Origin of the sequence: Bradyrhizobium sp. NBAIM14 (genome assembly GCF_020193895.1) — a bacterium.
Classification (GTDB): domain Bacteria; phylum Pseudomonadota; class Alphaproteobacteria; order Rhizobiales; family Xanthobacteraceae; genus Bradyrhizobium; species Bradyrhizobium yuanmingense.
On record NZ_JADYVQ010000018.1, the window covers coordinates 1 to 26,374 of the forward strand.

At 60.2% G+C, this 26,374-nt stretch carries 20 protein-coding genes and 4 pseudogenes; 9 read left to right on the forward strand and 15 right to left on the reverse strand.

What is annotated here, in order from left to right:
* Positions 1-642 precede the first annotated feature (642 nt).
* The 3 genes from I6F28_RS29695 to I6F28_RS29705 form a co-directional block, all read right to left on the reverse strand.
* Positions 643-2,439 carry a vanadium-dependent haloperoxidase gene (locus I6F28_RS29695; RefSeq protein WP_109145698.1) on the reverse strand — a complete coding sequence of 599 codons (1,797 nt, stop codon included), beginning with the start codon at positions 2,437-2,439 and terminating at the stop codon, positions 643-645.
* A gap of 279 nt (positions 2,440-2,718) precedes the next feature.
* The gene (locus tag I6F28_RS29700) at positions 2,719-2,907 is read right to left on the reverse strand and encodes a hypothetical protein (protein ID WP_225142603.1); all 189 of its coding nucleotides are present in this window, start codon (positions 2,905-2,907) and stop codon (positions 2,719-2,721) included.
* A gap of 501 nt (positions 2,908-3,408) precedes the next feature.
* Positions 3,409-3,591 (reverse strand): hypothetical protein, encoded by a 183-nt coding sequence (locus I6F28_RS29705; protein ID WP_131873258.1) that lies wholly within the window; start codon positions 3,589-3,591, stop codon positions 3,409-3,411.
* A gap of 280 nt (positions 3,592-3,871) precedes the next feature.
* On the opposite strand from I6F28_RS29705, the gene I6F28_RS29710 reads away from it, so the two are divergent.
* Positions 3,872-4,108, forward strand: coding sequence for a hypothetical protein (locus I6F28_RS29710; protein ID WP_225142491.1), 237 nt, complete (start codon positions 3,872-3,874; stop codon positions 4,106-4,108).
* Positions 4,109-4,544: 436 nt separating this feature from the next.
* A complete protein-coding gene (locus I6F28_RS29715) occupies positions 4,545-5,177 on the forward strand; it encodes a hypothetical protein (protein ID WP_225142492.1) in 633 nt (210 codons plus the stop codon).
* 282 nt (positions 5,178-5,459) lie between these two features.
* On the opposite strand, the gene I6F28_RS29720 is transcribed toward I6F28_RS29715, so the two are convergent.
* The 3 genes and pseudogenes from I6F28_RS29720 to I6F28_RS29730 all read right to left on the reverse strand — a co-directional run.
* The gene (locus I6F28_RS29720; RefSeq protein WP_225142493.1) at positions 5,460-6,428 is read right to left on the reverse strand and encodes a site-specific integrase; all 969 of its coding nucleotides are present in this window, start codon (positions 6,426-6,428) and stop codon (positions 5,460-5,462) included.
* A 921-nt stretch (positions 6,429-7,349) separates the two neighbouring features.
* Positions 7,350-8,810, reverse strand: coding sequence for an AAA family ATPase (locus I6F28_RS29725; protein ID WP_225142494.1), 1,461 nt, complete (start codon positions 8,808-8,810; stop codon positions 7,350-7,352).
* Between the two features lie 1,015 nt (positions 8,811-9,825).
* Positions 9,826-9,938: pseudogene (locus I6F28_RS29730) on the reverse strand (IS5/IS1182 family transposase); the annotation flags it as partial.
* On the opposite strand from I6F28_RS29730, the pseudogene I6F28_RS37900 reads away from it, so the two are divergent.
* Positions 9,938-10,056 (forward strand): annotated as a pseudogene (locus I6F28_RS37900) (IS5/IS1182 family transposase); the annotation flags it as partial. The pseudogenes I6F28_RS29730 and I6F28_RS37900 sit on opposite strands and share 1 nt — an antisense overlap.
* 1,154 nt (positions 10,057-11,210) lie before the next feature.
* On the opposite strand, the gene I6F28_RS29735 reads toward I6F28_RS37900, so the two are convergent.
* From I6F28_RS29735 to I6F28_RS29745, 3 genes are read right to left on the reverse strand one after another with little or no spacing between them, the layout of a single operon-like run.
* Positions 11,211-11,810: a hypothetical protein gene (locus tag I6F28_RS29735; RefSeq protein WP_225142495.1), complete on the reverse strand. Its 600-nt coding sequence runs from the start codon at positions 11,808-11,810 to the stop codon at positions 11,211-11,213.
* A gap of 48 nt (positions 11,811-11,858) precedes the next feature.
* Positions 11,859-12,560, reverse strand: a complete 702-nt coding sequence (locus tag I6F28_RS29740) for a hypothetical protein (RefSeq protein WP_225142496.1) — start codon at positions 12,558-12,560, stop codon at positions 11,859-11,861.
* Positions 12,553-15,210, reverse strand: a complete 2,658-nt coding sequence (locus I6F28_RS29745) for a DUF927 domain-containing protein (protein ID WP_225142497.1) — start codon at positions 15,208-15,210, stop codon at positions 12,553-12,555. Before I6F28_RS29745 ends, I6F28_RS29740 begins: the two co-directional genes overlap by 8 nt.
* Before the next feature lie 1,417 nt (positions 15,211-16,627).
* Between I6F28_RS29745 and I6F28_RS29750 the strand changes: the two genes are divergently transcribed.
* Positions 16,628-17,134 carry a hypothetical protein gene (locus I6F28_RS29750; protein ID WP_225142498.1) on the forward strand — a complete coding sequence of 169 codons (507 nt, stop codon included), beginning with the start codon at positions 16,628-16,630 and terminating at the stop codon, positions 17,132-17,134.
* On the opposite strand, the gene I6F28_RS29755 is transcribed toward I6F28_RS29750, so the two are convergent.
* A complete protein-coding gene (locus tag I6F28_RS29755) occupies positions 17,097-17,378 on the reverse strand; it encodes a hypothetical protein (RefSeq protein WP_225142500.1) in 282 nt (93 codons plus the stop codon). The two genes, I6F28_RS29750 and I6F28_RS29755, sit on opposite strands and share 38 nt — an antisense overlap.
* Positions 17,379-17,540: 162 nt before the next feature.
* Between I6F28_RS29755 and I6F28_RS29760 the strand changes: the two genes are divergently transcribed.
* The 4 genes from I6F28_RS29760 (at position 17,541) to I6F28_RS29775 (ending at position 19,771) form a co-directional block, all read left to right on the forward strand.
* Complete coding sequence (locus I6F28_RS29760; RefSeq protein ID WP_225142502.1) at positions 17,541-18,416, forward strand: metallophosphoesterase; 876 nt, start codon at positions 17,541-17,543, stop codon at positions 18,414-18,416.
* Between the two features lies 1 nt (position 18,417).
* On the forward strand, positions 18,418-18,834 hold the full coding sequence (locus I6F28_RS29765) for a hypothetical protein (protein WP_225142504.1): 417 nt from the start codon (positions 18,418-18,420) through the stop codon (positions 18,832-18,834).
* Between the two features lie 6 nt (positions 18,835-18,840).
* On the forward strand, positions 18,841-19,404 hold the full coding sequence (locus tag I6F28_RS29770) for a metallophosphoesterase family protein (protein WP_225142506.1): 564 nt from the start codon (positions 18,841-18,843) through the stop codon (positions 19,402-19,404).
* 106 nt (positions 19,405-19,510) lie between these two features.
* Positions 19,511-19,771 (forward strand): hypothetical protein, encoded by a 261-nt coding sequence (locus I6F28_RS29775; protein WP_225142508.1) that lies wholly within the window; start codon positions 19,511-19,513, stop codon positions 19,769-19,771.
* 583 nt (positions 19,772-20,354) lie between these two features.
* Here the strand turns inward: I6F28_RS29775 and I6F28_RS29780 are convergent.
* The 3 genes and pseudogenes from I6F28_RS29780 to I6F28_RS29790 form a co-directional block, all read right to left on the reverse strand.
* Positions 20,355-20,540, reverse strand: a pseudogene (locus I6F28_RS29780) (heme-binding protein); the annotation flags it as partial.
* A pseudogene (locus tag I6F28_RS29785) lies at positions 20,530-20,767 on the reverse strand (hypothetical protein); the annotation flags it as partial. The pseudogenes I6F28_RS29780 and I6F28_RS29785, both read right to left, overlap by 11 nt.
* Before the next feature lie 813 nt (positions 20,768-21,580).
* Entirely contained in the window at positions 21,581-22,804 is a 1,224-nt protein-coding gene (locus I6F28_RS29790; protein WP_225142510.1) for a phenylacetate--CoA ligase family protein, read from the reverse strand.
* 86 nt (positions 22,805-22,890) lie between these two features.
* Between I6F28_RS29790 and I6F28_RS29795 the strand changes: the two genes are divergently transcribed.
* Complete coding sequence (locus I6F28_RS29795) at positions 22,891-24,042, forward strand: AGE family epimerase/isomerase (RefSeq protein ID WP_225142512.1); 1,152 nt, start codon at positions 22,891-22,893, stop codon at positions 24,040-24,042.
* Positions 24,043-24,054: 12 nt separating this feature from the next.
* Here the strand turns inward: I6F28_RS29795 and I6F28_RS29800 are convergent, their stop codons facing one another.
* Together I6F28_RS29800 and I6F28_RS29805 are read right to left on the reverse strand one after the other, a co-directional pair.
* Positions 24,055-24,894 carry an ABC transporter ATP-binding protein gene (locus I6F28_RS29800; protein WP_225142514.1) on the reverse strand — a complete coding sequence of 280 codons (840 nt, stop codon included), beginning with the start codon at positions 24,892-24,894 and terminating at the stop codon, positions 24,055-24,057.
* 160 nt (positions 24,895-25,054) lie between these two features.
* Positions 25,055-26,338, reverse strand: coding sequence for an ABC transporter substrate-binding protein (locus I6F28_RS29805; RefSeq protein ID WP_036015698.1), 1,284 nt, complete (start codon positions 26,336-26,338; stop codon positions 25,055-25,057).
* Between the last annotated feature and the right edge of the window lie 36 nt (positions 26,339-26,374).

The window sequence follows — 26,374 nt, forward strand, 5'->3', positions numbered from 1 at the left end:
GGCAATATGGACGTCGTCACTTTTGACATAGTGAGTGGCCGGGATGTCAGCCATGGTGGCCTACTGCGTGACAAACCGCGGGCGCGAGTGTCGCACCTCATTCCGCGTCAGGCTAGCGAAATTCGGTGGAGAATTTGGCTGCCGCCCACCCGTAAGTACCGGCGCGACCGGGGAACCAGGTGCGGCCGCGATGTGCGTTTCGGGTCAAACGCGACCGGTCCGGCCGATCTTGCTCACCCTTTGATGTCGGCTTCGTCCCGAAAGCTACCGAGTTGGTGCGGCGATGCAATGTGACACGATCGGCCAATTCCTGAAGTGGACTGTGCCTACTCGATCACCGCGTCGGCACAGTCGAGAAAGAATGCCGGAATCTCGATGCCGAGCAATTTCGCTGTCTTTAAGATTGTTGGTAAGCAAGCATTTGGTGGGCTGCTCCGGTCATTGAAAGTTTGCGGTTCACGGGTCAGGTCAACCACGCATCATAAGATGATCAGAACGAGAGTCGCCCCCGGCTTGGGTCCTCGTTGATTGAGCAGGCGCCGCGCTCAGCTCCCACCAATAGGCTATCGGGCATAAACGCTTCCACTACTCTGCACAGGACCGGGGCGGCGCCCCACGGCGGGGGGCGTCGCCCGACTGCTGTCAGATCGTCACGCGGCTGCCGTCGAAGCGCGTGAAGGAAAAGCCGTCGAAAGGTTCGCGGAGGGTCATGCGCTCGTCCCGCAGCATGCCGATAGCCACTTCTTCGCCGATCGCCATTGAGGCCGAAGCGTCGGAACGCCAGTGGATGCCCGCCCAATTCCGTCCGAAACCGAAATTCACCGCGAGCTTGTTCAACTCTCCACCAACCGTGAGTGGCGGGCCGTCATAGGGCATGAGCTTCGTCGGGTCAGCCGGATCGGGCTGTACCGGGTTGATGATGACGCGGCTCTCGTCGAAAAACGCCTTCAATATGGTAGCCGTAACGGCACCGACGCCCGTGGCACCGCCGGGATAGGTGGAGTGAAGGGGCGCGGCTTCCGGATAGGTTTGTGACAAGAGGTAGGTGCCGTATTTCGCTTTACTGCGATCGAGGGCTTCCGATTTCAGGAAGCTGTCATGCAACGGGTAGTCGCTCACGCCATTGGCGAGGCGATGGTGCGCCAGACCGCCATAGGCTTCCGGTCGCACGGCCCGGTGCACGAAATACTTCTGCCAGTAGGACGCGCGGACGGAGTTGCTGATCCCCGTGGTGAGTAGTGCCTGCACATAGGCCAATCCGAATGTGCCTCCTCCAGGGCCCTGTGTTTTCGATTTCCGATAGGGGCTAGACGGGTAGGATACGGGCTCCGTCACTGGATACATCCCGGAGTACCGTTGGTCCGTTCCGCCGCCGGGGGTTGCAAGCATCAGCGCTGCTGCCCACCCGAGTGCGGGACCAGCGCGGACATACTCCGCGAGATCTCTTCCTGTCGTGATGTATCGCGGTGTCGCCTCGAATTGCAACCGGCGTTTCGCCGCGGCGCCGTTCTGGATCGCCAGCCACTCTTCGTATTCGGTCAGGAATTCGCTCGCGGGCAACGCGGCGCGAATTTGAGCACTAATCCACTGTGCGGCATAGGGCACGTCCCGGAGCAGGAATTGCGAGATCAGCGGGCCGTCCAGAACGCCTGGAGGCGTGACGGAGCGGCCCTTCGGGTCAGCCGGGTCGAAGTAAAGCGCATTGGCACGAAACAGCGTACCGGGTGTGACCCGACCACCAGACTTCGGCCCGCGGAAATCCGCAAGCTTGTTGATTTCCTCGGTCGCTGCAAGCACGTCGCGGTTGGAGGTGTCGTCGCGCAACTCGGTAAGCGGAACATCACGAAGCAGGGATTGCCAGTATACCTCGACCGCCTCGCCGCCGCGCTCCGCACTTGCAAGGGTCGGCGCCGGCGGTAGCGCAATCTGAGTAGGGTTCATGCCGCTCAGGCTGACGGCCAGCGTGCCTACCGGATTGACCAGTTTGCGCGTGCCGCCGAGCGGGATTTTCTCGAAATCAGCGGGATCGCCCGACTGACAAGCAATATAGAAAGCCTGCCAAGCAGCTTGTTCCACTTCGCCGCGTTTGTCGTGCGGCAGGCCCCGCGTATCGGAACCGATCTTGTTGGTGTAGCGCGCCTCATCGCCGTTCGCCGGGTGGGGCGCGATGGGAATTTTCTCGTTATTGCTCGCGCAGGCCGCTCGGACTTCGAAGGCGCGGCGCTTGAGCGCCGCGTCGAGCGGTCGCGCCTCCGTGCCCACGCCCACGGTCTGCGCCGCGGCCGGGGCTACTCCGGACATACCCGGCGGAGACGCAAGCACGGCGGCGCCAACTGCGATGCCGGCCCCGCCGAGGAGCGAGCGGCGAGTGACCGCCGTGGTCGGCAGGGTCGGCGATGCCAGGTCATATTCAGTCGAAATAGTGGGGTGGTCAGCCATGGAGATCTCCTCCCTCGCAGGCACGCTCTGGGGCCCGCGTTTCAGATTCAAAGCATCCGGGCGCGCCTTGTGCGCACCCGCGTTGGAATGCGAATGCTGAAGGACCGGCGAAAAAGGAAGTCGGTTTTTCGAGTGCAATGCTGCCGATGGCACGACTGCTGTCCGTTCAGTCCCGCGAGGAATTCGGCATTCCCGCCTGCGACGACAGCTATTTAAAGAGTACACGATCTCGTGCGTCCGGAAAAGACGCCTGAATCTTTGGACGACTTCCGCTTAGGGTCAGAAGCGGGCACTGTCTGTTTGTTGTGCCAGATCAAGTTCGTTGCCGATCACACTCCGCAAGTCTCGACGAACGCGATCGATGACGCTGCCATACTCCCGGCCCTCGTTTTGCCTGAACAGGCGAGCTGTCGGATACCAGGGGCTGTCTTCGCGGTTGTCGTTACCTAACACTTCGCCAAGCTGCATGTGACGAATGTCGGCTTCGGGTCAAAAGACGAGGGATAGGCAGCCGTCGCGGGAGGTCGCTCAAGGGCCAGAACCGGAACTGCGCTGGGTCTCAGACTTGAGACCGCGACAAGTCCAGCGTGAGGGAGACCACCACCAGCGTAAGAAGGAACAGAGCAAAGATCGAAATTTTCACGCTTCGTCCCCAGTCGGTGACCACCCGCGCCAACCACAACATGGCAACGAGAGACGAGCATCCGGAGACACCGATGGCCAGGGCGTCCGCCTCGCGGCTAATACCTAGCGGGAGTTTTAGTCCAATGTAGACCACGAACCCCGCCATAAAAATCGACCAAGCCACCCATCCAATCGAAACCGCTTCCTCTAGCGATAGCTTTCGGCCGAAGAACCACGGAGCGCGCGACAACCATGAATGCAGAGGCGGCGAGCACGGCCGCAGAGACTGTCCCAAGGTGTTCAGCAGGGGTCATGGCGTTCCCGGGTCGTAGGGTTTTTGAGGTCTCAGATGAGGCCGAAAGTGATCGCGATTAAAAAGAACACGGCCAGCCCGATGGCGACCATCTTAAATATGTAAGCGGCCTCAACGTCGTGCCCAAGCCATTCGAAGTCCGGCCCCCATAGGACGGTCGCGACGAACCCCAGAACGAGCGTCGTGATCAGCAGGATCACGTAGACGGTGTCCATATGGAACGACCTTTATCGTCACTGCCACGACCACTCACCCATGAGGCCGATAAACCACCCGGCATTGAAGGCGACAACAAGCATAAGGAGGCAGGTCAACAAAGAGGGCTCGACGTCCTGAACACCTTGGGCACGCCAAATTGCGAGTAGTCCCAGCGCACAAATTCCCGAGCAAAGAGCAGGCCAGATCGCTGCGAACCGCCCCCGATGGGTCCGTGGCAGACGCCTGGCCCGGCGAGATGCCACCAAGGCAGTCAAGGCCAACACAATCAGACAAGCGGTGAGCAAGTACATTCGACGGGATCCCTGGCGCAACCGCCGCCATCTCGAGCGCGCTGGCGAACCAATAGCGCGCGTTGATTTCCTCAACCTTAAAGCGATGGAGAAAATTGTTAATCGTCCGACGGCCAACCTCTTTGAGCGCATATCGCAAGCTTTTACCTATCTTCAGACGCTTTGGCTCACGTTAGGCACGGGCAGACGCGCCCTTAAAGGTATGCAAACCTTGTTCGTATAGCGGCGCGAGCCTAGGCGGCTTTGTGTTACCATGGTGAGCATGTTTCGCATCAAAATCCCGCCCACCGTTCTCCTCTTCCTTATCGTCGGGGGCGCGTCCTGCATTTTCGTGTTTTACGGCCTCGATCTACTGATCGCGCTGGTTGCCTTGAACCTGGCCTGCCTGCTGTTGGCCCCGATCGCAAGGCGACGCGGATGGGGCGCTGAAGGGCGGCTTACGAGACATCTCAACCGTCCCCGGATGGAAGACGAAAGCCGCAGGGCCATTAGGCGCGAGAGCGTACGTACCCTGCAGGAAGAGCGATGACTGCTTCAGAGGAAGTCCGAAATTGGCGGCTTCGAGTGCGCGGCTTTACGGTTGCTGGAGTTGCATGTCTCGCCTTGATTTTGTTGCTGAAGGCTCTCGATCCAATCGAGTTCCATGCTCGGTGGCTGTCATGAGAGCGACCAATGCCATCGCTCTTGCGGCCGTGCTTGCTCTGCTGTTCGCCGCCGTCGGCATTTCTCATCCCGCTATCCGGGCGGCGCTGCTCGGCAACTGGAATTTCACGAAATCGGTTGAGCGCGACAACAGTACATATTATCGCTTGAAGGTTAGTCTCACCTACAAAGGCGAGCCTCAGAATTTCGACATCGTCGTCGGCTGCAACGTCAAGCAGACAAATTACATGGATGGTGGACGGACGCTCGAAGTCGGACTGATCCCGAGCGTTTTCGGTCGTCGCATGAGCGACGGCAAGGGGCTGGTGGTGCGGCCCCCGAGCGCATGTAACGGTGAGACGACCGCGAACGGCAAAGTGCCTGGCGACTTGCTGCCAATCGTTGCTGTCTTCGATGACGCCGAAACACTGGCGTTTGGAACGGCCTACCTTTCCGAAGATGCCTATGACAGTCCGATGTCCGTGCTTTCATTTGGCGGAAGTACGATTGAGCCGGCAGGTCCAAGCGACTTCGCGACCTTTCGTCGTGAACAGCCCAACCTGGTTAAGCGCGAATCCTATCATACGCCGAGCGGACTTGCGGCCACTGAACGGTTGCATCTGAAGCCTGCACCCGTCCCGATGCTCTGACGCAGTATTGGGCCTTAAGGAGCAGGATTTGTGAAACGTCTCAAATGTCCTTCGTGCTGCCTAACACGTGTACGCGTTGCTCAGCCCAGCCGGCTTCGAACAACTTGATGGCGGACCTCGCCAAGCGAAATCTACTAACGTCCTTGGCGTAATGATTGACCATCTGTTCGCTCATGCCAACGATTGCTGAGACCATCTGCGTCGTACACCCGACCTCGAGCAGATTGCAGACTGCATTCTTCCACAGCCCGTGAAACACCCATCGATTTTCCTTGAACGCTTTCAACGCGGGCTTCTCCAACTCTCGCTGCATGCCGTCTTCCAACCCTCATACGACCAAGGTTGGCCGCTCGCCATCAGGTGCAGCTTCAGCTGCGGCTTGTCGGGGTCGATAGGCACCGCGTCGATCAACTGACGGTACTCGCTGTGAATCTGTGTTGGAATCCACGACTTGATCTTCTGGGCATAGACTTGAAGTTCAGTCGCGTCCGATTTCGGCCTTAGCATGCCCAGCACGGTCTCTTTCCTCTGGCCCGTGAAAAGCGCGGAATAGATGGGAAGATGCATATCGACGCGAGCGTGCTCAAACCACAGTGCAAAGGCTTCCGCCGGCCAGGGAATCCAAGGATTGCCCTTTGCAGCCTTTTCGGTGTGCTCGGCCGGGTTGGTCTCGCAAAAGTCGCGAGGGATTCCGAACTCGAACAGCACCGACAGCGTCGCTCGGAAAATGCGACCTGCCTGCGGCGTCCGTTTGTAAGCCGTGTCCAGGATCTGCTGGATGTCTGGCGCTCGCAATGCACGAACGGGATCGTCACCCCAGGCGGCCTCGATGACCCTGATGTAGCGATCATACTGGTCCCGCATCGACTTGGAGAGCTTCTCGTAGGCGTCGTTGTCCTTGTACCTGGCTATGAGCGATCGCCAGGTTTTGCGATCCCCCGCCAGCAGCATCCGGCCGGTCACTTCCGCCTTGTCACCGGCGGACCAGAACGCGGCGGCGTCGTTGGGGAGGGGAAGGTCGCGCGCTTGCTCCGTCGCATCCCGGAATGTCCACGACCAACTACCGGTTTCAGACCTGACGGCTTCGATCCGTGCCAGTTGGCCAACGCGGCGGGCAAATCCTTCAGTCAATGGCTCGTCGAGGATCCGCACGCGCGGCCATTCACGCTCGGTCCACCGGAATTTGCTGAAATAGAGGTACCTCCGTCCGTTGGGTTTACTGATCGCGTGGATGTGTTCAGGCGGCGCCACGACGCCGCCCCCCGTCCTCGGTCTGCCCCCGTTTCGCGGCAAGGAACCGCTCCGCTGCGCTGGTTGGCGCCCCCGTGGCGCCAGAGGAGGGAGCCTGCTGCGTCTCGGCATGAGGTGTCAATGATGGTGAGCGATGGCGGGCTCGGCGCCAAGTATCGATGGCCTCCAGGTCGTACATGCCCTGCTGACGGGAAGCCGCGGGCGAGCAGACGTGGCAGAAGCTCATTGAAGCGCTCCGGAGACAGGTGCAGCCGCCGTGCCGCCTTCTCAGGCGGCACGTCGGCCGGGTCGACCCGGTAGCGAATTTGTGCGGCTTCGACCATGGAGTGTCGAGATGTCCCCAGCTCACCAGTTTTGTACCTCTAATGACACATCGCACTTGACACACGTGCAACCTCGGCGGAATCCCTGTCGCCGATATTCGTGGAATGGACCCGTAGGGAGGGAAGTCCACTGGATATGCACCGTCTCCAGGTCCCAATGACTGGTCCGCGAACGCGGAAATCTCATGGGAAGTAATTCGCGCATTGCTGCCCTTTGAGCCAGCTCCGTTGTAAAGGACCCTGCACCTAGCCGACCGTTGGCAATGCCCGTACGAGAAGGTCGTTGCGCTGGACGACCCTTGTTGGCGGTCTGAAGATATGTGCTCGCATTTGATCGCGGGCTGGGCGGACCAGTCCAAATTCGGACCGAATATCAGTTGGTTAGCTTGCCGCAGTCCGCGCGTTCCCGAGAGCAGTCGGGGCCGAAGGCACGGAACCTACGGCGGAGCTGTAGAGCGCGCCGATGTCTAGGCATCGATCAAAGGGTCTGGTCAGCTTTCGTGAACTCGAACGTCTCCCTTGAGGCAGCACTTTAAGGTCGACTGTGAGGCTACGTGCTCTCGTTTTCTCCATTGCTGGCTTCCGATACTCCCTGGGATCAATGCCTGATTGCCGCTTGATTGCGGAGTTCTAGCGTCGCGGAGAGGATCGCCCGCAACTTCCGGAGGCTGAAGCCAGATGCGCTCCAGGCACGCGCGATGACGTCCAGCTCATCGTTCGCAAGGGCCTGAACGAATGCTTCCTCTTCGATTTCGATAGCAAGCTCGCGCATCACATTTGCCGCCAGCAACGGCAGGTCGGCTAGCCGGGGGGAAGGAATGTTGACAATGCGGTACCTATCTTTCAGGGGCTCTGGCAGATCTTTGATTGAATTGGCCGTGGCAATATGTACGACCCAACTTAGGTCGAGCTCGGCGTCTAGCGAGCTATCCCTGTAACGACAAGCAGTTTCGCGCTCGAGATGTGGCAAAATGGCATGGACTAGCCGGCCATTGTGCTGGGATGTGGCGGACTTGTCGATCTCATCGACGAAACAAATCACGTTCGCGATGCGCGACTGGCAAATCGCGCGCATTGGCGCGCAAGGAATTGTGTTGGACCACGCTTTCGGTGTTCCGCCGAATGCAACTGCATCCGTCGAACTCGAACCATCGATCCGATAAGCTTCCAGTCCGAGTAACTGAGAAATTCTGCGGACCAGACGGGATTTTCCATTGCCCGGAGGGCCGACAAGCAGCAGAGGCTTGAGGCGAACCGGATATCCTTCGCGCAACTCGCGAAGCACGAGATCGATGGCGTTCAAGGCGTGAGGATACTCAGCCGACAACACGTCTCGAACACCTCGCACATCGTGGGCAATCACGAGAGGAAGTCTAGCGTCGACCATGTCCTTAAAGTCCTCATGAACGGCACCGAGCTTCGAACTTTTGGCTTTGGGCATGACAACAACGTTACGCTCTTCAGGGTCCGCCGAGGTCCATTTCTCCGGTTGAGGCGCGGGCGCGGCCGGCCGCGCGACCCGGTGGGCTCCGATCAGCTGCAGGTGCGCGATCCAAAAGATGCTGCGCTGATCGCCTTCGAAATGTCCCTCCGCGGCCTTCGACCAGGTGCTCAGCCTGGAGCGGATTTCCGCCAGTTCGCGTTCCGAATGGGCATCCCGCCACAAGTGCTCGGCACCGGAGGCGAGTTGCGGGAGCACGTCGTCAAATGTTTTCGGTTGGCCGGCATCGACGGAGAGCATCAAGGCACAGAGCGCCGCCTCGCCAGAGCCGAGATCAAAGAGTCTGTTCGCCAGCTGCCTGCAAGCTTGCTTGCAGAGTTCTTTTTCGCCAGACCAGAACTCGACCGTCAGGTCATCCAGCCGAAGTTTTTCAATCTTGCTCAACTTGGCCCAGGTCCACGACGCCGCGGCCGGCCAAGTGTTGAATAGTAATAGAGCAGTTGGCATGGGCTTGGCCGAGGTTGACAGGGAGGGCGAATCCCCAACATTTCGCGGTGTACAGTCGGCCCGATCTTCCTGAACGAGTCGTTGCCAGTCCTTGAGGTGCTTGTCAGTCATCGGAAGATTGTACACCATTAAATGCACAAACAAAACCCGAGGGTGCGATCGTGGTTAAGGGTTCGAAAAAGGGGGGACCCCAGCAGGCTCTTCGGGGCGTCAAGTTGGGACGCCCGTTCGGCGACCCTCTGGATGTTCGCACCAAGCGCCTGGCGCAGCGCGTTCATCCCCACCTGATGAGCGTGCTCGACCAAAGAAGCAGAGAATATGGAATAACGCGCTCACAATTTGTCGAGCGGATTCTAGTAGACTATTGCAACGCCCACGAAGGCGCGCAGCTTGACCCCATCGGTCGATGGATGCCTCGCAAAGAATGGAATCCTCGGTTGGCAAGGCGCCTTGATACGTTACCGGTATCAGGGAAGCCCCTTGAGATCGGCAGGCAGGTCGAGGCGGAAGCCGACCTAAACGAAAAAGGCCGGCAGGGAGACACCGAGGTGCCCGAGGAAGCCACAGCTTCTGGTCAGAAGGGAAGTCGTCGTCGGGGGGCAAAGTAGGTCTTCCGGCTTGCTAGCCAGGATGCGACGATACCCATATGAGCGTAACCCGCGAAACAGTGGAATCTATAGACCGCGAGCGCCAGGAGACGTGGTGGCGCCCTGGGGTGGACGGGGTACGCCGGAAGGGAGTTCGGCAACCTGCCGCTGTCGTTAAGGCGAAGGCTCGCCTTCGGACAGCGAGGTGGCGCGTTCAGAATGACCAAGTGAGGCGACCAGAGGCCGCTCTCATAGGTATGGCACTGCTTCGTGCCTTGGTTGGATCAGATTTGAGCAAGTTGACAAAGCAGGAGCATGGACTTGTAGGTGTGGCGCTGGTCGATCTGCAGCAGCAGGGTTATTCCCTTCCTGAGGTTCTGAAGGTTTGCCGGAGATTTCGTCAGCGCCTGCTGCGGGAGAATGGCCGCAGCTAGCGGCGTCTACCGACCACCTTTGTGCGGCCACAGCAAATGACGCGAAGGGCCACAGAAGCGGTCTTGACCGGAGGGCCTCCAAGACCGCTTAGGCAGTGTGGACACTTATCGCATCCATAGGACCATGGCAGCGAGAGCGACGACGGCTCGGCAGTTTCCGGCGGTTTTTCGAAGCGGGTTGCGACGCGACGGAACTGCTTGAGCTTGCTGAAGCAGCATCCCCAACAACCCCTCGCGAGCCCTAAATATCCGCTCGACAAGCATCTCTAGGCCCAGCGTCATGTGATCGAGCGCCTGCATTCCTCATTGGCTCCGCAATACCGGTGCACACGCCGTGAGCATGAAGTGAAGTGCCGCGTGCCAGCAGCCGGCTCTTTGGGCTTGGGCCCAAGCGGCTTTGTCTGCCGCCCTCACGAAGCGTTAAGCGTAGTCGGATAGTCGGTCTACGCATCCAATTGACCGAGTGCTATGCGCAAGCCTTCAATTCTTCAGTGCCGGAACCGCTGCTCTTTCGCAGTCCTAATGAGGAGCGGCGGTTAGAGGGACACTTACACCATCGGCACGACCGGTCAGCAACTGCCAGTCAAGCTCGCAGACGGCAGCAACTCGTTGGCAAGTCATAACCCGAAGCTCTTTAGCGCGAACGGTCGGCACAAAATAAACTCCGGAATAAGAGGCAAAGAAGTGAAAAAAATCATCTTAGCACAGAGTACTTCGGTCTTGATGAGCGTCAAACTCGACTGCTGCTGTCTGCCCTGGACGGGCTCGCGATTCATCCTGCGGCTGTGCCAACAGCCAGTTGGCTCAGCCAACACGTGTACGCTGCTCTCCAGGAGAGCCACGTCGATCTTGCTGAGCACGGGAAGGACTTAGGGATGGGGGAAAATAATCCAGAGATTCCGCTCGAATACCAAGACCTTCTCGAAAAGCTGCAGTGCTTGGCTGATTGGCAAATCAGCGGCGCTGTATTTCTACGCCTGCGGTTTTTTCGAGGGGCAGACCTGACTTTCTCAAGCCGGTTCATGAGGGCGCTTGACGCATAACGTCCGGCGGCGCGACGAGGATTATGGCAAGCGGTTGAGCTCCCGCGCGCGAGCTCGCTCAGACCGTCTATGGCATCCCCAATCAGCGATCATCACAAGCAAGCCGGCCGCGGCGGGCTGCTCGATGTGCGCAGGCGTGAGCCTGTCGGCGTCGTCGCGGCGTGCGAGGTGGCGCTGGCAGTTGCCGTCCTCAGCATTCGATGGGACCGCGTGGGCCGCAGCGCGAGCGGCCAAGGTTCTCCGATCAGGAGATCGATTACATGAGAAAATCTGGATCCATGATCTTCTGTCTCGCGGCGGATGTTGGTATGTGAAGCGGCACCTCATCTCTCTTCGCCGTCCCGGCCTCGAACTGCACCAGGATGTCAATAAGCGTTCCAATTTTTGGCATGCCAAATGACAGCCATCGCAAGTGTATTACGCTCCTGGGAAGTATCGGATTCGCAGTTAGAGAGCCGAAGACGTGCCTCGTGATCCCAATTTCCCGAATTGATAGACTCTCGATACGGCCTCAACATCTGGCTCGAAATCGAGGTAGTCCCGCTCTACGGCCACGCGCCTGACAGTCTCATAGATTTGCTCATTGGATGGCCAAGCCCAGGTAGGGGGGGCGATGAGGGGGATCGAGCGTGCGACCGCCTTGGTCACCTCCTCACACACGCGCCACCAAACGCGACGTGAGCCCAGCTCCTCGAGAAGTGAATATTCGTCGTAAAAGACGCAATCGAAATTTCGCGACTCCAACACGTCGGCACTATGTTCATGAACGAGACGCCAGAGGCGCAGCGCGCTCCAGGTAGGCTTCCGGAAGGGAGTTCTCCGGAGGTGCACAAAAGGTTCCCAGTCGCCAAAAGGGCACATGCCGCGCGCCTTCTGAATAGAATTGATTGCCTCTGTCAGCGCAGGCGGGCTCTCAATTCTCTGTTCGGCGTGCGCCTCCAAGTCCAGTAGTGCGCACACGAAGGCAGACTGAAACATGCACTCAGCCGGCAGCCAGATCTTGTCTAGCTGATGTCGTTTTTCAGTAGAAAAGTCCTTCAGGCTCATTTTCTAAACTCGTGAGTATTCGCAATGAGGTGGACGAGTCGTGGCGCGCTATTCATTTGCTGCCTTGAGATCCCAAATACTGACCAGGGGAGGTGAAGGGCGATGGTAGGTGAGGTACGATCCGCACTTCCAGATCGTGGCGCACGTATTGTTGATTGCCGTCACTTGACCTCCCCCGATAACAAAGATGAGCCCGGCAGGGCTGTAGCTGTTGCATGGCACGCGTGAGTAACCGAAGAGATCAGTGAGGCTCCATGACAGCTTGGCTGCCTCCGCTCCCCACGCATCCAGGAAGCGTCCCGCGTCATTCAGAATCTGTAGCCATCGACCCTCTGAGAAACCTGCTACGGGTCGCGGTTCGAGCCGAGCGATCCCGTCGGCCCACTTCCGCGGAATGCCACCGTCAAATTCTGCAATGGCAGCGCGCTCGGCTGCATCATGCTCGGCGTCTATGGTTACGGTGGTTGCCGCGGTTACAGTCGGCATAAATCTGCGATTCTCAAGGGTTTTGGGGTAACCGTCTATCGCGAGCAGCGCCGCACCTTGCTGGTTGCCGACGGTTACAGTAGCTGGGTTGGTAACCACAGCCTTCATAGCGGTTACGGAGGTATTCCTGCTGGTTACCAATAAATGGTTGGATCCGTTCGCCAATCGCCTGGCGCCACCACCGGAACCATTGTTACCGGCTTTCTCGACGGAGGTCGCGAGCGCGCGCGTCAGTCGCTTTTTCCAATCCAACTTGTCAGGCATCTCCGTCGTCCTCCACCAGATGCGAGAGGATGTGGTAGACTCGGACTTTGCCGAATCCAGGCACCGACACGACTTTGTTGAGCCGACCGTCGTTTGGCAGGAGCAGAAAGCCCCGTTTAGCCAGCGCCTCAGCTGTACGCTTCGCATCCAGTTGAAGACAGAGCACGGTGTCCCAAGCCGGGACGGTGCAGTAGAAGTCCCAGCCACCGCTTTGTGTTTGCTTTCGGTACCCCAATATGTCGCGTTGCGTGAGGCGGGCGCTGTCCGTGCCCTTATCCCACGCCGGTACGAAGCGGCCGATTTCACCCAAGAGAATCTTGCGAATCTGCTTGAGAGCGGTGGCCGTCTCGGCATCTCCGATTCCGCCCCGTCCCGTCATCCAGTCCCCGAAGCACCGCGCCGCAGCCGAGCTGGCTTCCCCCGCGGGCCAGGGAACGATGCCTGAAACAGCGGCGATTTCGCCGGCGGCGGCGACGAGAGCAAACCGCTGAGCTACTCGTTCGACCTGACCGTCCGCCGATTTCGGCACGTAGTGCTCAGTGAATCCCTTCATATGTTCCCGCACGGCGTCTCTGATATTGTCGAGGTCGCCGGTCACCACCTCCAAGAACGCGCGAGCGGCGCAACCATAGAAGTTCGACGTCGTGGAACGCAGATGGCGCGCGAAAGCTTCCGGCGAGTCAAATTCATGGAGGTCCTCGAAGAGTCCGAGATTGGCTCCAGCGTCCGCCTCGATATCCACGATCCGAACCTGCTGACCAGCGGCGGGCTTTCTTCCATGACCATCTTCAGCGAGCTTATCGGCGAGCGAGATCTCGCCGGATGACAAGAACAATGTCCGGAACCGGACTTGGCGACGGGCCGAGCCGTCCTTGCCGCTTCGCTGCTTGCCCTGGCCGTTCGCGAGCAGGTACGCGGCTTCACCGGCTTCCCGTGAACTCACCTGAGACATCTCATCCAGTGTCAACAGGGTATCCGTGTGAGCAGCTGCAACGCCCTCCAATCCGTTCGCTGTGGCTCTCCAGGTCTTGGTGTACCCGTTCGGACCGCCGCCCCAAAGGCTGGCCCCGACCAAAAGTGCGCTGGTCTTGCCGATCGAAGAGGGCCCTCGGAAATGGAATCCGCCGGGTTCAGCAGAAAGCGGATGGAGGAGGGCGGCGGCCAATGCCGCGGAGATCGCAAACATCAATCTGCTGTTTCCAGCGGCGAGCCGTGCCACATTCTGCTGCCATTCCGCTAGAGAGCCGGCCTGACGGAAGGGATTCTCCCGTGCGAATGATGACTGATGCAGGTACGTCTCACCGCCGCTGCTGCCAAAACATTGGTCGGGCAAAACGAACACGTCATTATGCCATCCTATATGGGGGACGGCTCGAGCACGGTTGTCAGATCGGACTCGCAGCAGGAAGGAGTTGAATTTGCTGCGCGCCTTCGGGGACTCGGAAATCGTGTAGCCGCCGTCGATCAGAATGCGTCGTGCATCGACACCGTCGCCTGCAAGGGTTGACCGGGGCAGCGCGTAGGTATGCTCAGCACCATCATTGTCGCGCCACCGAAGCAGTACGCCCCAGGATTGTCCGTCAACATCACGGGTTTCAGCCAGGACTTCGATTGGCGCGCTGATCCAAACGGGACGGCCTTCATCGTCCGTGGGATCGAGCCACTCGATTCCGCGAGGACTGAGATAGAAGCCGGTCGGCAGCTTGGCAGCACCCGCTCTCGCCTCCTCGCCCCTGCTGTCGAAAATGGACTGGAGATCGATGCCTTCGGGAACGGGATCGGCGAGATCCCAACCCTTATCCAGGCCTTCTGGGACTTTGATCACCCGAACATCGGCGGCGCCGATTTTTCGCAACTCGCCCAGAATGGCTTCACCGGCAGCGATTCCGGGCTGATCGTTGTCAGGCCAGATCACGACGCGGCGCCCCTGCAAGGGGCTCCAGTCGACTTTCCTGACCGCGCTCGCGCCGCCCGGCCACGTCACGACAGTCGCGTCCGGAAACAGGACGCGCGCCGCATCGGCCGTTTTCTCGCCCTCGACCATCAGTACGCCTGCGTCGGGACGTTCGGCGAGCTCACGAAGGCCGTACAAAGGTCTGGGTGCGCGAAAAGATTTCCAGCTCCAGCCATTCCTGCCAGACTTCAACCGGCAAAATGTGAGCGGCAAAACTTGTTTGCCATCTTTGACGTCGAAACGGGCCACGAAACCGAGTGTGTTTCCACTGGCATCGAGATAAGTCCATGTGGATGTAGGCTGGCCGTAGCGCGGGTGTTCAAAGTTGGGCGTCGGCGCCCCGGTGGGGACCGGTATGATCGGAATATCTTCCGGTCGCGATTTCCGTCCAGTCGTATGCGCCATCACGCCCAATTTCCTGGCCACTTCCCGCATGGCTTCGAGTTGCGAGACGCCATGCAGGTAGGCGTAGAGGCTGATCACATCTCCTCCGCGTTCGTCGACGGCGAAGTCCTTCCACAGGCCGGTCTTGAGGTTCACCTTGAATGAGCCGACGTGTTCGTCTGAACGCGTCGGATTTATTGCTACCCATTCATCGCCCTCCCGTCGACCATTCGGAAGCATCTCGATGACGAGGCTGGATAGCTGTCCCATCGCCGCCGCTTTGACCGCGGCAAAATTGAAGTGCTCGTTCATCGAATATGCACCGCGCCAAACAGACCAAAGGAATGTGAGTCCAGGCTCGCTCTGCCTTCCTGACCAGCGCGGGCTTGCCCCGCTGTCTTTGAGCGACTGTCCAGATTTCGACGCTTCATTACCGTATACGCAACTCACCCCATGTGAGCCCATCGAACATCGGTTGGAGCACAGCGAGAGACAACACCGTCGGCGGGCTTTCCCCGGAATCCCAGAGAATGTTGGACTCCGGACGTCCCATGGGACGGAAGCTTCACGGAAGGTAGGGGTCCGGGAAGCTCCGGAGTTCGGGAGTGGAGACTTCCGGAGCGCAGGAGTCCGAGGTCGCTTAGCTCAGCTGGCTGGCATCCGAGGCTTGGGCCCGAGCTTGGAAGAGGTGAGCCCGCGCGATAAACCGTGAATCTCAGCGTGTCCCAACAGATTTCGGTCATTTTGCTTCCAGCCCGGGAGCCTACTTAAACAGCCGGATGTTTCAAACGCATGCCGGGCTTATTCTGTCTTGGTGCCATGGGACCTCCGGACGTCCGCATGGTCCCATGGGACGGAAGGTCCACGGAAGGTAGGGGTCCGGGAAGCTCCGGAGTTCGGGAATAGGGACTCCCGGAGCCCAGGAGTCTCGCTTAGCTCAGCTGGCTGGCATCCGAGGCTTGGGCCGGTGCTTGGAAGAAGGTGAGCCCGCGCGATAAACCGTGAATCTCAGCGTGTCCCAACAGATTTCGGTCATTTTGCTTCCAGCCCGGGAGCCTACTGAAACAGCCGGATGTTTCGAACGCATCCCGAGCTTATTCTGTCCTATCCATGATCGCCGCACTCGTTGGTAGGGCCCCTCGCCGCAGCCGGACTGGTAGGAACTGGCATCCGATCATTCATTGAGAGCGCGCTCTGAGTCCGCGCTTTCAATCAACATCCAGAGCCGTCGAACATAAGGAGGCGATCGCACAGGCATAATGCGGGCATTATACGGTGCGCTCGCGCATTTGCCTGCAACTCCAAGCGCTTGCGGAGCGCCAACTCGACGATACAACGAAGACATCATCACAGAGCCCTCTACGAGAGCGGGCCAAATTTGGTGTGCGAATAGACGTTCCTTCTCACACCAACATCTGTTCCTTTTTGCACCACGTAATGGGGGGCGGCGAGAATTTAACGCGCACGAGTATGAACGCACGTGTGCGCCTCAAACGCGGCTACTTAACTCAACTGATCATTGCCGCGACGCACCCCGACGGATCTAAACTTCTGGTCAGCACAGCTCTGCGATTGCCGAGTTTCGGCCGGCTTAGGTAGCCTCCGGCAGCGCACACATTCGATAGAATTGTCCCTTGCGGCTTGTCGGACACCCAACGACATTGTTGGTGTTTAAAAAGCACGCTCAAGTTACAGCAACAGAGGGGTTCTTCGCATGCTTCGATCTATCTTGGCCGCGGCGGTCCGCGCGATCGTTTGGACCGCCAACGGGTGTGTGGCGCTGATGTTGGCGCCCGTGCACGCAATCCTCGGCATTTTCTTCCCGGCGGCCTATGAGCCGCTGCTCAGCGACCACACCATTGGGGATGCCGGTTCTGACGAGTTATTTCACCCTGACCCGAGCTTCGATCCCTTTGCGGTTGCTGAAGAGCTGCGCCAAGCCCGCGAGCTGGAAATCAATCGCATTCTAAGGTGGGCTGCGGACGCCTGCTGCGCCGATGTCACAATACCGCTTCCCGATGTTCGGCCGGAACTGCTTCCCTGGCTCGCTTGTTTATTGGACCACCAGCGAGATTCATTGGTGCAGGCAGGAAAAGCTGCGGCTTACAGCCATCTGTACTGGTCCATCCCAATCCCCGGCGTGCCGAGCATCCCAAGCCTGGATGACCGCCCTCAGCTCGCCGGGTCGGAGAAGTCATTCAGCTCCGCAGAGTTCGGGCCTGCTTCAACTTTTTGAGGTGCCATCGAGCGATCGCCGCATCGCATTGGGCGATGGCAAGATCGAGCTCCAGCTTGCGTCGCTCGCCGTGCCAGCGCCATGTGGCTTGCAAGCGCAAGTGCTTTGCTTTGGCCAGCCGGGCGAGGGCGACCGAGCGATTAACCCGGTCATGCGTCGCGCCCATCGCTGCGGTTGAGAATATCGAAGTAAGTGCAGCGGTGCCGGTGATGTAGGTGTACGGGTCGGTGCTGATATCTGACAATGCGGCCCTCCAATTTGCTGGAAACGCGACACTTAATGGTGTACGGTCAAATCTTTACACATCGTAAATGCGCTCGGGAAGGAAAGACCTCGTGCAGAACCTAGTCGCCATGGATCTCGACGTGACAAACTTAAGACCCGATCGGCGGGAGGTCCTCGTCTGATGCGCATCCGCGTTCTCTCCGACCTCCATGTCACCCACGAACACAATGCCTGGCGAAATGTCCCGGACGTCGATTGCGACGTTACTGTGATATTGGGGGACGTTGCGAACCCCATGACCAGCGGCATGGAGTGGGTCGCCAGGACGTTCTCTCGACCGCTGATCTATGTGTGCGGTAATCATTGCTTCTACCGCGGGCTCCAGGGAAGCGGTGAAGAGCACACCTTCTATCAGCAGCAGAAGGAGCGCGGGCGCGAGATGGCGGACCGGTTCGGAATCACATTCCTGGACAACGAAGTCGCGATCGTCGAAGACGTGCGATTTCTCGGGGCCACTCTCTGGTCTGACTTTTCGATCCTGCCGCCGGGCATCACGGTTCGCGATGCGATGTCGCAGAGCCAAAAGGGATGGAGCCCAGCCGGAGGTCGCTTTTGGGACAACTCGTACCATAATGACTTCCGCGAAATCCGGTTCGGAGGAGGATCGAGCAGGCACCGCTTCACGCCGTCGCAAATGCTCGCACTTCACCGAGAGAGCCGTGCATTCTTGGAGCGCGAGCTCTCGACGCCTTTCGCTGGAGAGACGGTCTGCCTGACTCATATGGCTCCATCCCGCCAGAGCCTCGAGCCTGGTATTCACGCGCACGATTGGCTGTACGCGTGCTCGCTGGAGCAGCTCATGGAGGGCGAGAACGCACCGGCCCTATGGTGCCACGGGCATATTCATCGCAACCGCGACTACGTTGTTGGCAACACGCGCGTGATCTGCAACCCGAGAGGATACGCAGCAGGGCCGCGCGCACGCGAGAACCCGGATTTCATCCCCGACCTTGTTGTTGAAGTCGAACCGACGCTAAAACCTTCATTTGGGGTGTGACATGCTTGCATTTCTTCGCCGCCTCTTTCGGGACACCCCCGCGCCGCAGGTGCAAGTCGATCAACGGGAGATATGGGAAACCTGGCTCGCCGAACAGCGAAAGCACCAGGCAATTCAAAAGAAAGAGCTCGAAGCGGATCGCACTCGAATATCCATTGTTGTCTGGAGCTGGGCGCGCGACTGCGTGACCGAATGGCGCCAGCTTGAGCCGCCCAAGAGGGTGCCGCGCGACGTTCGCGTCTGGCTCGCTGGCCTGACAGTGCTCGAGATCGTGGCGATGGAGAGAGCAGGCGATGCTGCTGTTCGCGAGCACATGTACGGGGGCGGCGAACTCATTTCCGGCGTCCGCAAGGTGCAGCCGCTGTCTCCGATCACGCTGCGCTTCCCGCCGCGCAAGCGCAAGACGGACGGCAAGTGATAGCTCATGTCCACTTTTCTCATCGCTGACACTCACTTCGGACACGGCGCCGTTATCAGGATGTGCGGCCGACCATTCTCCGATGTCCATGAAATGGATGCAGCGATGGTCGAGAGCTGGAACGCGACTGTGCGGTCGGAGGACACCGTGATTCACCTCGGTGATTTCGCGCACCGATACGATGCCGCCAAGTTGTCGAAGCTGTTCGCGAGTTTGAACGGGCACAAGCATCTGGTGAAAGGCAACCACGACAACGCGGCAACGCTTGCGCTGCCATGGGAGAGCGTGCGTGACATTGCGTATGTATCGATTGACTCTCAGAATGTCGGTCTGTGCCACTATTCGATGCGTACTTGGCCGCGCATTGGTAAGGGAGCCCTGATGTTGTATGGCCACAGCCACGGGCGCCTGCCCGGGAATGTGCAGTCGTGCGACATCGGAGTCGACGTGCTCGGTTTCGCGCCGGTCCGGCTGAACATGATCAAGTCGTATCTTGCGACGTTGCCGCTGATGGGCGATCCGGAAGCGCTCGACGAAATCGAAAGGGATCAAGGGCTGAAGCCTTCATGAATCGGGGCCGAACAGTATCCTTCCGGACCGAGATAGCCGACACGGAAATCGAATTCCGAGGGGCGGGAAGTACTCATAGTACGTACGTAGCCGGGGAGATCAGCTGATGCCGAAGGTGCGGCTCTATGACATCGTTTCCGCCCTTCAGAAGGACGGCTACAAGCTGTCGATAAGGGCCTTTACCGCCGAGGGGAAGGACGACAATCATGTGATGCTTCTCGTTATCAAGGTACAGGAGGATGGTAGCAGCGAGGATCTCGTCGCCGCGCACCGTTTGCACAACAATGTTGTCGGCTGGTACGAGGAGGACCGCCTCTGGGAGACGGTCAGCAAATTCGAGCGTCAGGCGAATTCTGAAACGGCATAGCGGTGTACGAGAGTCTACCGTGACAGTAACAACCTAGTGCCTGATCAGATCGAACCACTTAGCCCCGTCCGGTTCTGTGACCACGCGGGTGCTTTTGAAGATGCCATGATATGAATACAGGCTTGGGCGATCCTGCTTCTTTACGAAGACCAGAATTGGCAATTCTGGGAAATCCTTTATCGATCGGTTTCCGGGTGAGTTTTCATTATATCTTTTCCGTCCACGGTGGCTCTCAGCCTTGAGATAATATTTCAGCCTGACTTCCTGCTCGATCCACTGGTCCTGGTATTTCTCGCCCTCGATCGTGGCCGTGACGATAATTGCGTTATGGTGTCCTATCTTTCCAATGGGACGAAATGCCGCCACTTCGGTTCGTGTACGACCGAGAAAGAATTGAAATAAACGGACCGCTGTAGCTTCTCCCGGGTACCAGATCCAGGATGTCAGAGCTGTATTCGCGATACTGACCATACCGCTTCATGAATTCTCCTTGGATGCTCTCCATGGACGGGTGTGATGTCGGCAGGTTAAGCTGCATCTGCCTCCTGTTTGCGATCGAGAATCTTTCGACATACCGCACCAGATCGCCGGAGACGCCGACCGCGCCGAGCAAGGTCGCGCAGTCCATGATCAGCACGCCGCCGGGGACAGGCACCAGCGCGCCCTTGGCGATCGTGTTCACGGCATGGATTAAATTGGCCTGCTCCTGCGCGCGCTGGAGCAAAGCGCGCGAGCCCATGCCCATGGCGAGCGCGCCGGGGGAGCGCCCGGCGTGCGCTGATGAAGGCAAAGCACTCGAACAGCTTCCGCAACAAGCGGGCTGCCGTTGCGCAAATTTGCCAGCGGCGCGAAACGCGACGCAAGGCCGGCATAGCGCGGCAGATATCCGACCAGCCGGTCGCGCAGCGTCAGGCTGTGCGAGGCGGCGCGCGCGGCCAGCACCTCGAACTTCATCTTGGCCACGTCGACATCAACAGCACATTCATGCCGGTAGGCCAGCCGATGTTGGCCGATTTGTTGGAGTGTTTTGCGCCGGCAAAAGTGCGGCGGCTCAACGGGCTTGATCACGACTGCCGGTAATTCCGTGATGCCCAGTCGTTCGGCGACCATAACGACCGCGTTGCCATAGATAACCTTGAGGTCTTCATCGACGCTGATCGGTTTGTAAACCCCAAGGGTATTTACGCTCTTGGCAAGTTGATCGAGCTGATGTTGCGGATGGCGGCGAGGATTGCGTACGTTTTTCTTGGAGTTCCGCACAGGGATGTACTGGAGGCGTAGTTTAGGGAAATTCGATCTTTCGATGGACATGACGGTTCCGGCTCAAAATTGTGCCCCTAAAGAACCGGAATATTGGCTCTGTAACAGAAGGATGGGGCGCTGGTCGGATGCGATGAGACGCAGGGGGAATCGTCCCAAGACCGAAGCATCACGCGTCGCGCCTGTCAGGGGAGGGCCGATCCAGCGACAACCGGATCACCTCATCAATTATCGGGATAGGCAAGCGGTTGGTTTTCCAACCGGACCTGGCGCCGTCCCCCGCCTAAAACGGAATTGGCTTGAACCGGCTCGGGAATTTCAAAACTTGAACGCCATGCTTGCCCGGATAAATTTGCGGTCGCGCCCTGTTTCAGGCGGGGTCCTTTTCCTGTTTTGCACGGGAAAGTTCCCTGTTCCAGTCTTGTCGCTTCGCTGCCGAGATGCTCAGGATTTTAAGGCTGTTCCCACTTCTTTCACGCGTCGCGGTCCGGCACGCTGGAATGATTTTCCCTGCAGAATTCCCTGTTCGCTGGGAATGAGTTTGGGGCGTCAACGCTCGTCCGCAATGATCTTGCCGTCATTCGGCAGCGTGCCGGGACTGACCAGCTCGACGGCTCCGCCGAGCTTCGTCACGGCGCGCAAGCTGGCCGCGATCTCGTCACGGAGCGAGTCGTTAGCGGCCGCGGCTTCCGCTCTCAACGTCATGGCGTCGGTCTCGCCTTGGCGCGTGACGATGAGGCGAACTCTTCCGAGCCCCGCGTGGCGCTTGCCGATCTCGGCGATCTGCTCGGGACGGACGAACATGCCCTTGATCTTGGTGGTCTGGTCGGCGCGGCCCATCCAGCCCTTGATGCGCATGTTGGTGCGCCCGCACGGGCTCGTGCCGGGCAGGGCCGCGGTGAGGTCGCCGAGCGCGAGCCGGATCCAGGGATGGTGCGGGTCGAGCGAAGTCACGACAATCTCGCCGACGTCACCTGGTGCGACCGGATCGCCAGTGCCGGGCTTGACGATCTCCAGGATCAGGTCCTCGTTCACGACCATGCCTTCGCGGGCCTCGGTCTCGAAGGCGATGAGGCCGAGATCGGCGGTGCCGAAGGCCTGGTAGGCATCGATGCCGCGCCCCTTGATCTCGGCCTGGAGCGAGGGCGGAAACGCTGCGCCCGAGACCAGCGCGCGCTTGATCGAGGAAACGTCACGCCCCGAGCTTGCCGCGGCATCGAGCAGAATCTTCAAGAAGTCCGGCGTGCCGCTGTAGCCGACCGGCCGGTAGGCCTCGATCAGCTCGAACTGCTGTTCTGTGTTGCCGGGGCCGGCCGGGATCACCGCGCAGCCGAGCGCGCGCGCCGACGCATCGAAGATGAACCCACCGGGGGTGAGATGGTAGCTGAAGGTATTGAGGACGATGTCGTCGGGGCGGAACCCGGCTGCGAACAGCGCCCTTGCGCCGCGCCAGGGATCGGCTTGTCGCCCTTCCGCCTCGAAGATCGGACCGGGGGAGGTGAACAGGCGGGCGAACGAGCCAGGCGCCGCCGCCACGAAGCCTCCGAAGGGCGCGGAGGCCTTGTGCAGGGCGGGCAGTTCCGACTTGCGCAACACCGGCAAATCCGCCAGAGCCGCCCTGGAGGTCACGGCGGCGGGATCGAAGCCTTTCAGCCGCTCGGCATAGGCCGGGGCGGCCATCGCGGCTCGCAGCACCTCCGGGAGGCGGGCGAACAGGTCGGCCTCGCGCGCGGCTTGCTCACGCGTCTCGCGGGCGTCGTAATGGGCGGTCATGGCTGTTCTTTCCGTGTTGGCATCCGTTGCGCGCCGCCACCGGCATGGCTATCAGACCGCCAGTGGCGAGGCTTGAAAGGGACCCGATGGCGGACGAAGGAATCATTGCGGCGGACGAGGCGTCGAACGTCGTTGCGCGCCTGAAGCGCCGTATGATCGACGAGGCGCTGCCGCTGTGGTCGACGGTCGGCTGGGATCACGCCGCAGGCGGCTTCATCGACCGGCTGCACCGCGACGGTGCGGCGGATGCCGCCGCGCCCCGGCGCGTGTTCGTGCAGGCCCGCCAGATCTGGTGCTACGCCAAGGCGGCACAGATGGGCTGGTATCCCGAGGGGCGCGCGATTGCGCTGAAGGGGCTGGAGCACCTGCTGGCCAAAGCGAAGGCGCCCGATGGCCGGCCCGGCTATGTGCACCGGCTGACGCCGGACGGATCGGTGCTGGATGCCCGGCGTGATGCCTATGACCACGCCTTCATCCTGTTTGCGCTCGCCAGCGTCTATGCGCTCGACCAGGATGCGCAGGTCCGCGCCGAGATCGATGCGCTGCTCGCCTTCCTCGACGGCCACCTGCGCTCGCCGCATGGCGGCGTTCACGAAGGCCTTCCGGTCTCGCTGCCGCGCCGGCAGAACCCGCATATGCATCTGTTCGAGGCGATGATCGCGTGCTTCGAGGCGACCCACGATCTGTCGTTCCAGAACCGTGCCGGAGAATTCTTCGCATTGTTCCTCGCCAACCTCTACGACAAGCAGAGGCACGTATTGTCGGAATATTTCGAGGAGGACTGGTCGAAGATCGAGCCGGTCAGCGTCGAGCCGGGTCACCAGGCGGAATGGGTCTGGCTGCTGAAGAATTTTGAACGCATCACGGGATGCCCGACCAGCCAGCGGCGTGCGGAATTGCTGGAGACCTCGCTGCGCTATCGTGACGAGGCGACGGGCTGCCTCGTCGACGAGGGCGATGCAAGCGGCAGCATCCGCCGCAGCACGCGCCGGCTGTGGCCGCAAACCGAGATCGCGAAGGCGTGGATCGCGCAGGCCGAATCCGGCGAGGCGGGTGCGGCGGACGAGGCGCGCGCGGCGCTGGTGCGGCTCGAACGGCATTATCTCAGCCATCCCGTCAAGGGCGGCTGGTACGACCAGTTCGATCGCGACGGCAAATCGCTGATCGACACCATTCCTGCGTCGTCGTTCTATCATGTTCTCTGCGCGGTCACGGAAGCCGAGCAGGTGCTCGGCTAGGCTCCTTGTGGATCACAGCCAGCGCTTGCGCCGCTTGAAGCTCTTGAGGTTCTTGAAGCTCTTGCGCTGGTCGCCGGCGCCGCCGAGGTAGAATTCCTTGACGTCCTCGTTGTCGCGCAATGCGTCGGCGCTGCCGTCGAGCACGACCTTGCCCTGCTCCATGATGTAGCCGTGGCTCGCCACGGAGAGCGCAGCGCGTGCATTCTGCTCGACCAGGAGGATGGTGACGCCGAGATCGCGGTTGATCTTCTGGATGATCGAGAACACCTCTTTCACCAGCAGCGGCGACAGGCCCATCGAAGGCTCGTCCATCAGGATCATCTTCGGGCGCGCCATCAGCGCGCGGCCGATTGCGAGCATCTGCTGCTCTCCGCCGGAGAGATAACCAGCAAGGCCGGTGCGTTCCTTCAAGCGCGGGAAATAGCCGAAGACCATGTCGAGGTCGGCGTCGACCTCGCGGTCCCGGCGCGTGAAGGCGCCGAGCTTGAGATTCTCGAGCGAGGTCATGTCGGCGACGATGCGCCGGCCCTCCATCACCTGGAAGATGCCGCGGCGGACGATCTTGTCGGGATCGATGCCGTTGATCCGCTCGCCCTCGAACAGGATCTCGCCGCGCGTCACCTCGCCGTCCTCGGTCTTGAGCAGCCCCGAGATCGCCTTGAGCGTCGTGGACTTGCCGGCGCCGTTGGCCCCGAGCAGCGCCACGATCGCGCCCTTGGGCACGTCGAGGCTGAGGCCGCGCAGCACCAGGATCACATCGTCATAGACGACCTCGATGTTGCGCACGGCGAGGAGGGGAGCGGACTCCACGGCGGTTGGCTTGGCGCGGGATGCTTCGAGGGTGTCGGTCATGCTTCAAAACTCCGCTGTCATCGCCCGGCTTGACCGGGCGACCAGTAGTCCAGAGGCGCCTGAGATTCATCGAGAAGCCGCAGCGTACTGGATCCCCCGCCCGGGTGCGCAATTGCGCACAACGCGAGGGATGACAGTGTTCGCGTGGTGAAAGCCGGGCTCACCACCCCAGCCATTCCGGCTTGCGCGGCAGCTCGACGGTCTTGACCTTCTCGAGCTTGATCGTGCCGTTGGCCATCAGGTCGTTCAGGTCGGCATTGGTCGAACCGGAGACCTTGGTGCGATAGAGATCGACCTTGAGGGTGCCGCGATGGTCCTTGTTGGTCCAGGTCGAGGGATTGCAGACGCCGTCCATGCCGGCCGGCACCCAGTCCTTCTTCTGGTAGAAGCCCTTGGCGACGTTCTCACCGGTGGCACCTCCGTTCTTGGCGGCCCAGTCGAGCGCTTCCCTGGCGTAGAGAGCGCTACAGACGCCTGCGATATAGTGCACCGGGCGATAGGCCTTGCCGCTTGCATCCGATATTTTCGAGATTTCCATCACCGTCTTCATGCCTGGCGCGTTGCCGCCCCAGGTTACGGCCGTGCGTAGCGGGAAGACGACGCCGTCGGCGGCGTCAGCCGCGGTCTTGGCGGCGTTCTCGTCCATGCCCCAGACATTGCCGAGGAACTGCACGTCCACGCCGGCGGTCTTGCAGGCCTTGAGCACGGAGATGTTCGAGGCTGCGGTGTTGCCGAGATAGGCATAGTTGGCGCCGGAGCTCTTCAGGCTGAGGCATTGCGCGGAGTAATCGCCGGGCGTCAGCGCGAACACGATCGGCGGCAGCACTTCGAAGCCGAGCTCATTGGCGATCGCCTCGCCGGCGGCCTTCGGCGCGTTCGGGTACGGATGATTGCCGCCCATATGGACGAATTTCGGCTTACCGCTCTTGCCCTTGGCCTTCCAGTCTTCCGCCGCCCAGGTCACCAATGCCCGCATCGCGTCCGAATAGCTCGGGCCGTAGAAGAAGTTGTAGGGCGCGGGTTTGGCCTTGCCGCTCACGCCTTCCGGATCGGTCAGCGCCGCCGCGTAGGAGGCGGAGATATAGGGAATCTTGTCCTGCGCGACAAAGCCGGTCAGCGCTTCGGTATCGGCGGTACCCCAGCCCATGATCGTTGCAACCTTGCCGTCCGGCGCCGACCACTTCTTGTAGAGCGCGATCGCGCGCGGCACCTGATAGCCGTAGTCGTTGGTATCGAGGTTGACCTGCTTGCCGCCGATACCGCCGTTCTTGTTGATCCAGGCAAAGGTGTCGGCGACGGCCTGGCCGTAGGGCGTGCCAACGTCCGACGTCGCACCGGAGTAGTCAGCGAGATGGCCGACGGCGATCTGGGCCTGCGCACTGGCCGCAAAACCAGCGATCGCAAACGCGAGCGACGCGGTGCTTAAAAGCGATTTGGTCTTCATGGGTTGGTTCCTCCTGTTATCGTTTAAGTGAAGTAG

Bases quoted from the DNA above. Each gene is read 5' to 3' on its own strand.
- I6F28_RS29695 (WP_109145698.1), bottom strand. From the start codon at position 2,439: ATGGCTGACCACCCCACTATTTCGACTGAATATGACCTGGCATCGCCG.
- I6F28_RS29700 (WP_225142603.1), bottom strand. From the start codon at position 2,907: ATGCAGCTTGGCGAAGTGTTAGGTAACGACAACCGCGAAGACAGCCCC.
- I6F28_RS29705 (WP_131873258.1), bottom strand. From the start codon at position 3,591: ATGGACACCGTCTACGTGATCCTGCTGATCACGACGCTCGTTCTGGGG.
- I6F28_RS29715 (WP_225142492.1), top strand. From the start codon at position 4,545: ATGAGAGCGACCAATGCCATCGCTCTTGCGGCCGTGCTTGCTCTGCTG.
- I6F28_RS29725 (WP_225142494.1), bottom strand. From the start codon at position 8,810: ATGACTGACAAGCACCTCAAGGACTGGCAACGACTCGTTCAGGAAGAT.
- I6F28_RS29735 (WP_225142495.1), bottom strand. From the start codon at position 11,810: ATGAGCCTGAAGGACTTTTCTACTGAAAAACGACATCAGCTAGACAAG.
- I6F28_RS29740 (WP_225142496.1), bottom strand. From the start codon at position 12,560: ATGCCTGACAAGTTGGATTGGAAAAAGCGACTGACGCGCGCGCTCGCG.
- I6F28_RS29745 (WP_225142497.1), bottom strand. From the start codon at position 15,210: ATGAACGAGCACTTCAATTTTGCCGCGGTCAAAGCGGCGGCGATGGGA.
- I6F28_RS29760 (WP_225142502.1), top strand. From the start codon at position 17,541: ATGCGCATCCGCGTTCTCTCCGACCTCCATGTCACCCACGAACACAAT.
- I6F28_RS29765 (WP_225142504.1), top strand. From the start codon at position 18,418: ATGCTTGCATTTCTTCGCCGCCTCTTTCGGGACACCCCCGCGCCGCAG.
- I6F28_RS29770 (WP_225142506.1), top strand. From the start codon at position 18,841: ATGTCCACTTTTCTCATCGCTGACACTCACTTCGGACACGGCGCCGTT.
- I6F28_RS29775 (WP_225142508.1), top strand. From the start codon at position 19,511: ATGCCGAAGGTGCGGCTCTATGACATCGTTTCCGCCCTTCAGAAGGAC.
- I6F28_RS29790 (WP_225142510.1), bottom strand. From the start codon at position 22,804: ATGACCGCCCATTACGACGCCCGCGAGACGCGTGAGCAAGCCGCGCGC.
- I6F28_RS29795 (WP_225142512.1), top strand. From the start codon at position 22,891: ATGGCGGACGAAGGAATCATTGCGGCGGACGAGGCGTCGAACGTCGTT.
- I6F28_RS29800 (WP_225142514.1), bottom strand. From the start codon at position 24,894: ATGACCGACACCCTCGAAGCATCCCGCGCCAAGCCAACCGCCGTGGAG.
- I6F28_RS29805 (WP_036015698.1), bottom strand. From the start codon at position 26,338: ATGAAGACCAAATCGCTTTTAAGCACCGCGTCGCTCGCGTTTGCGATC.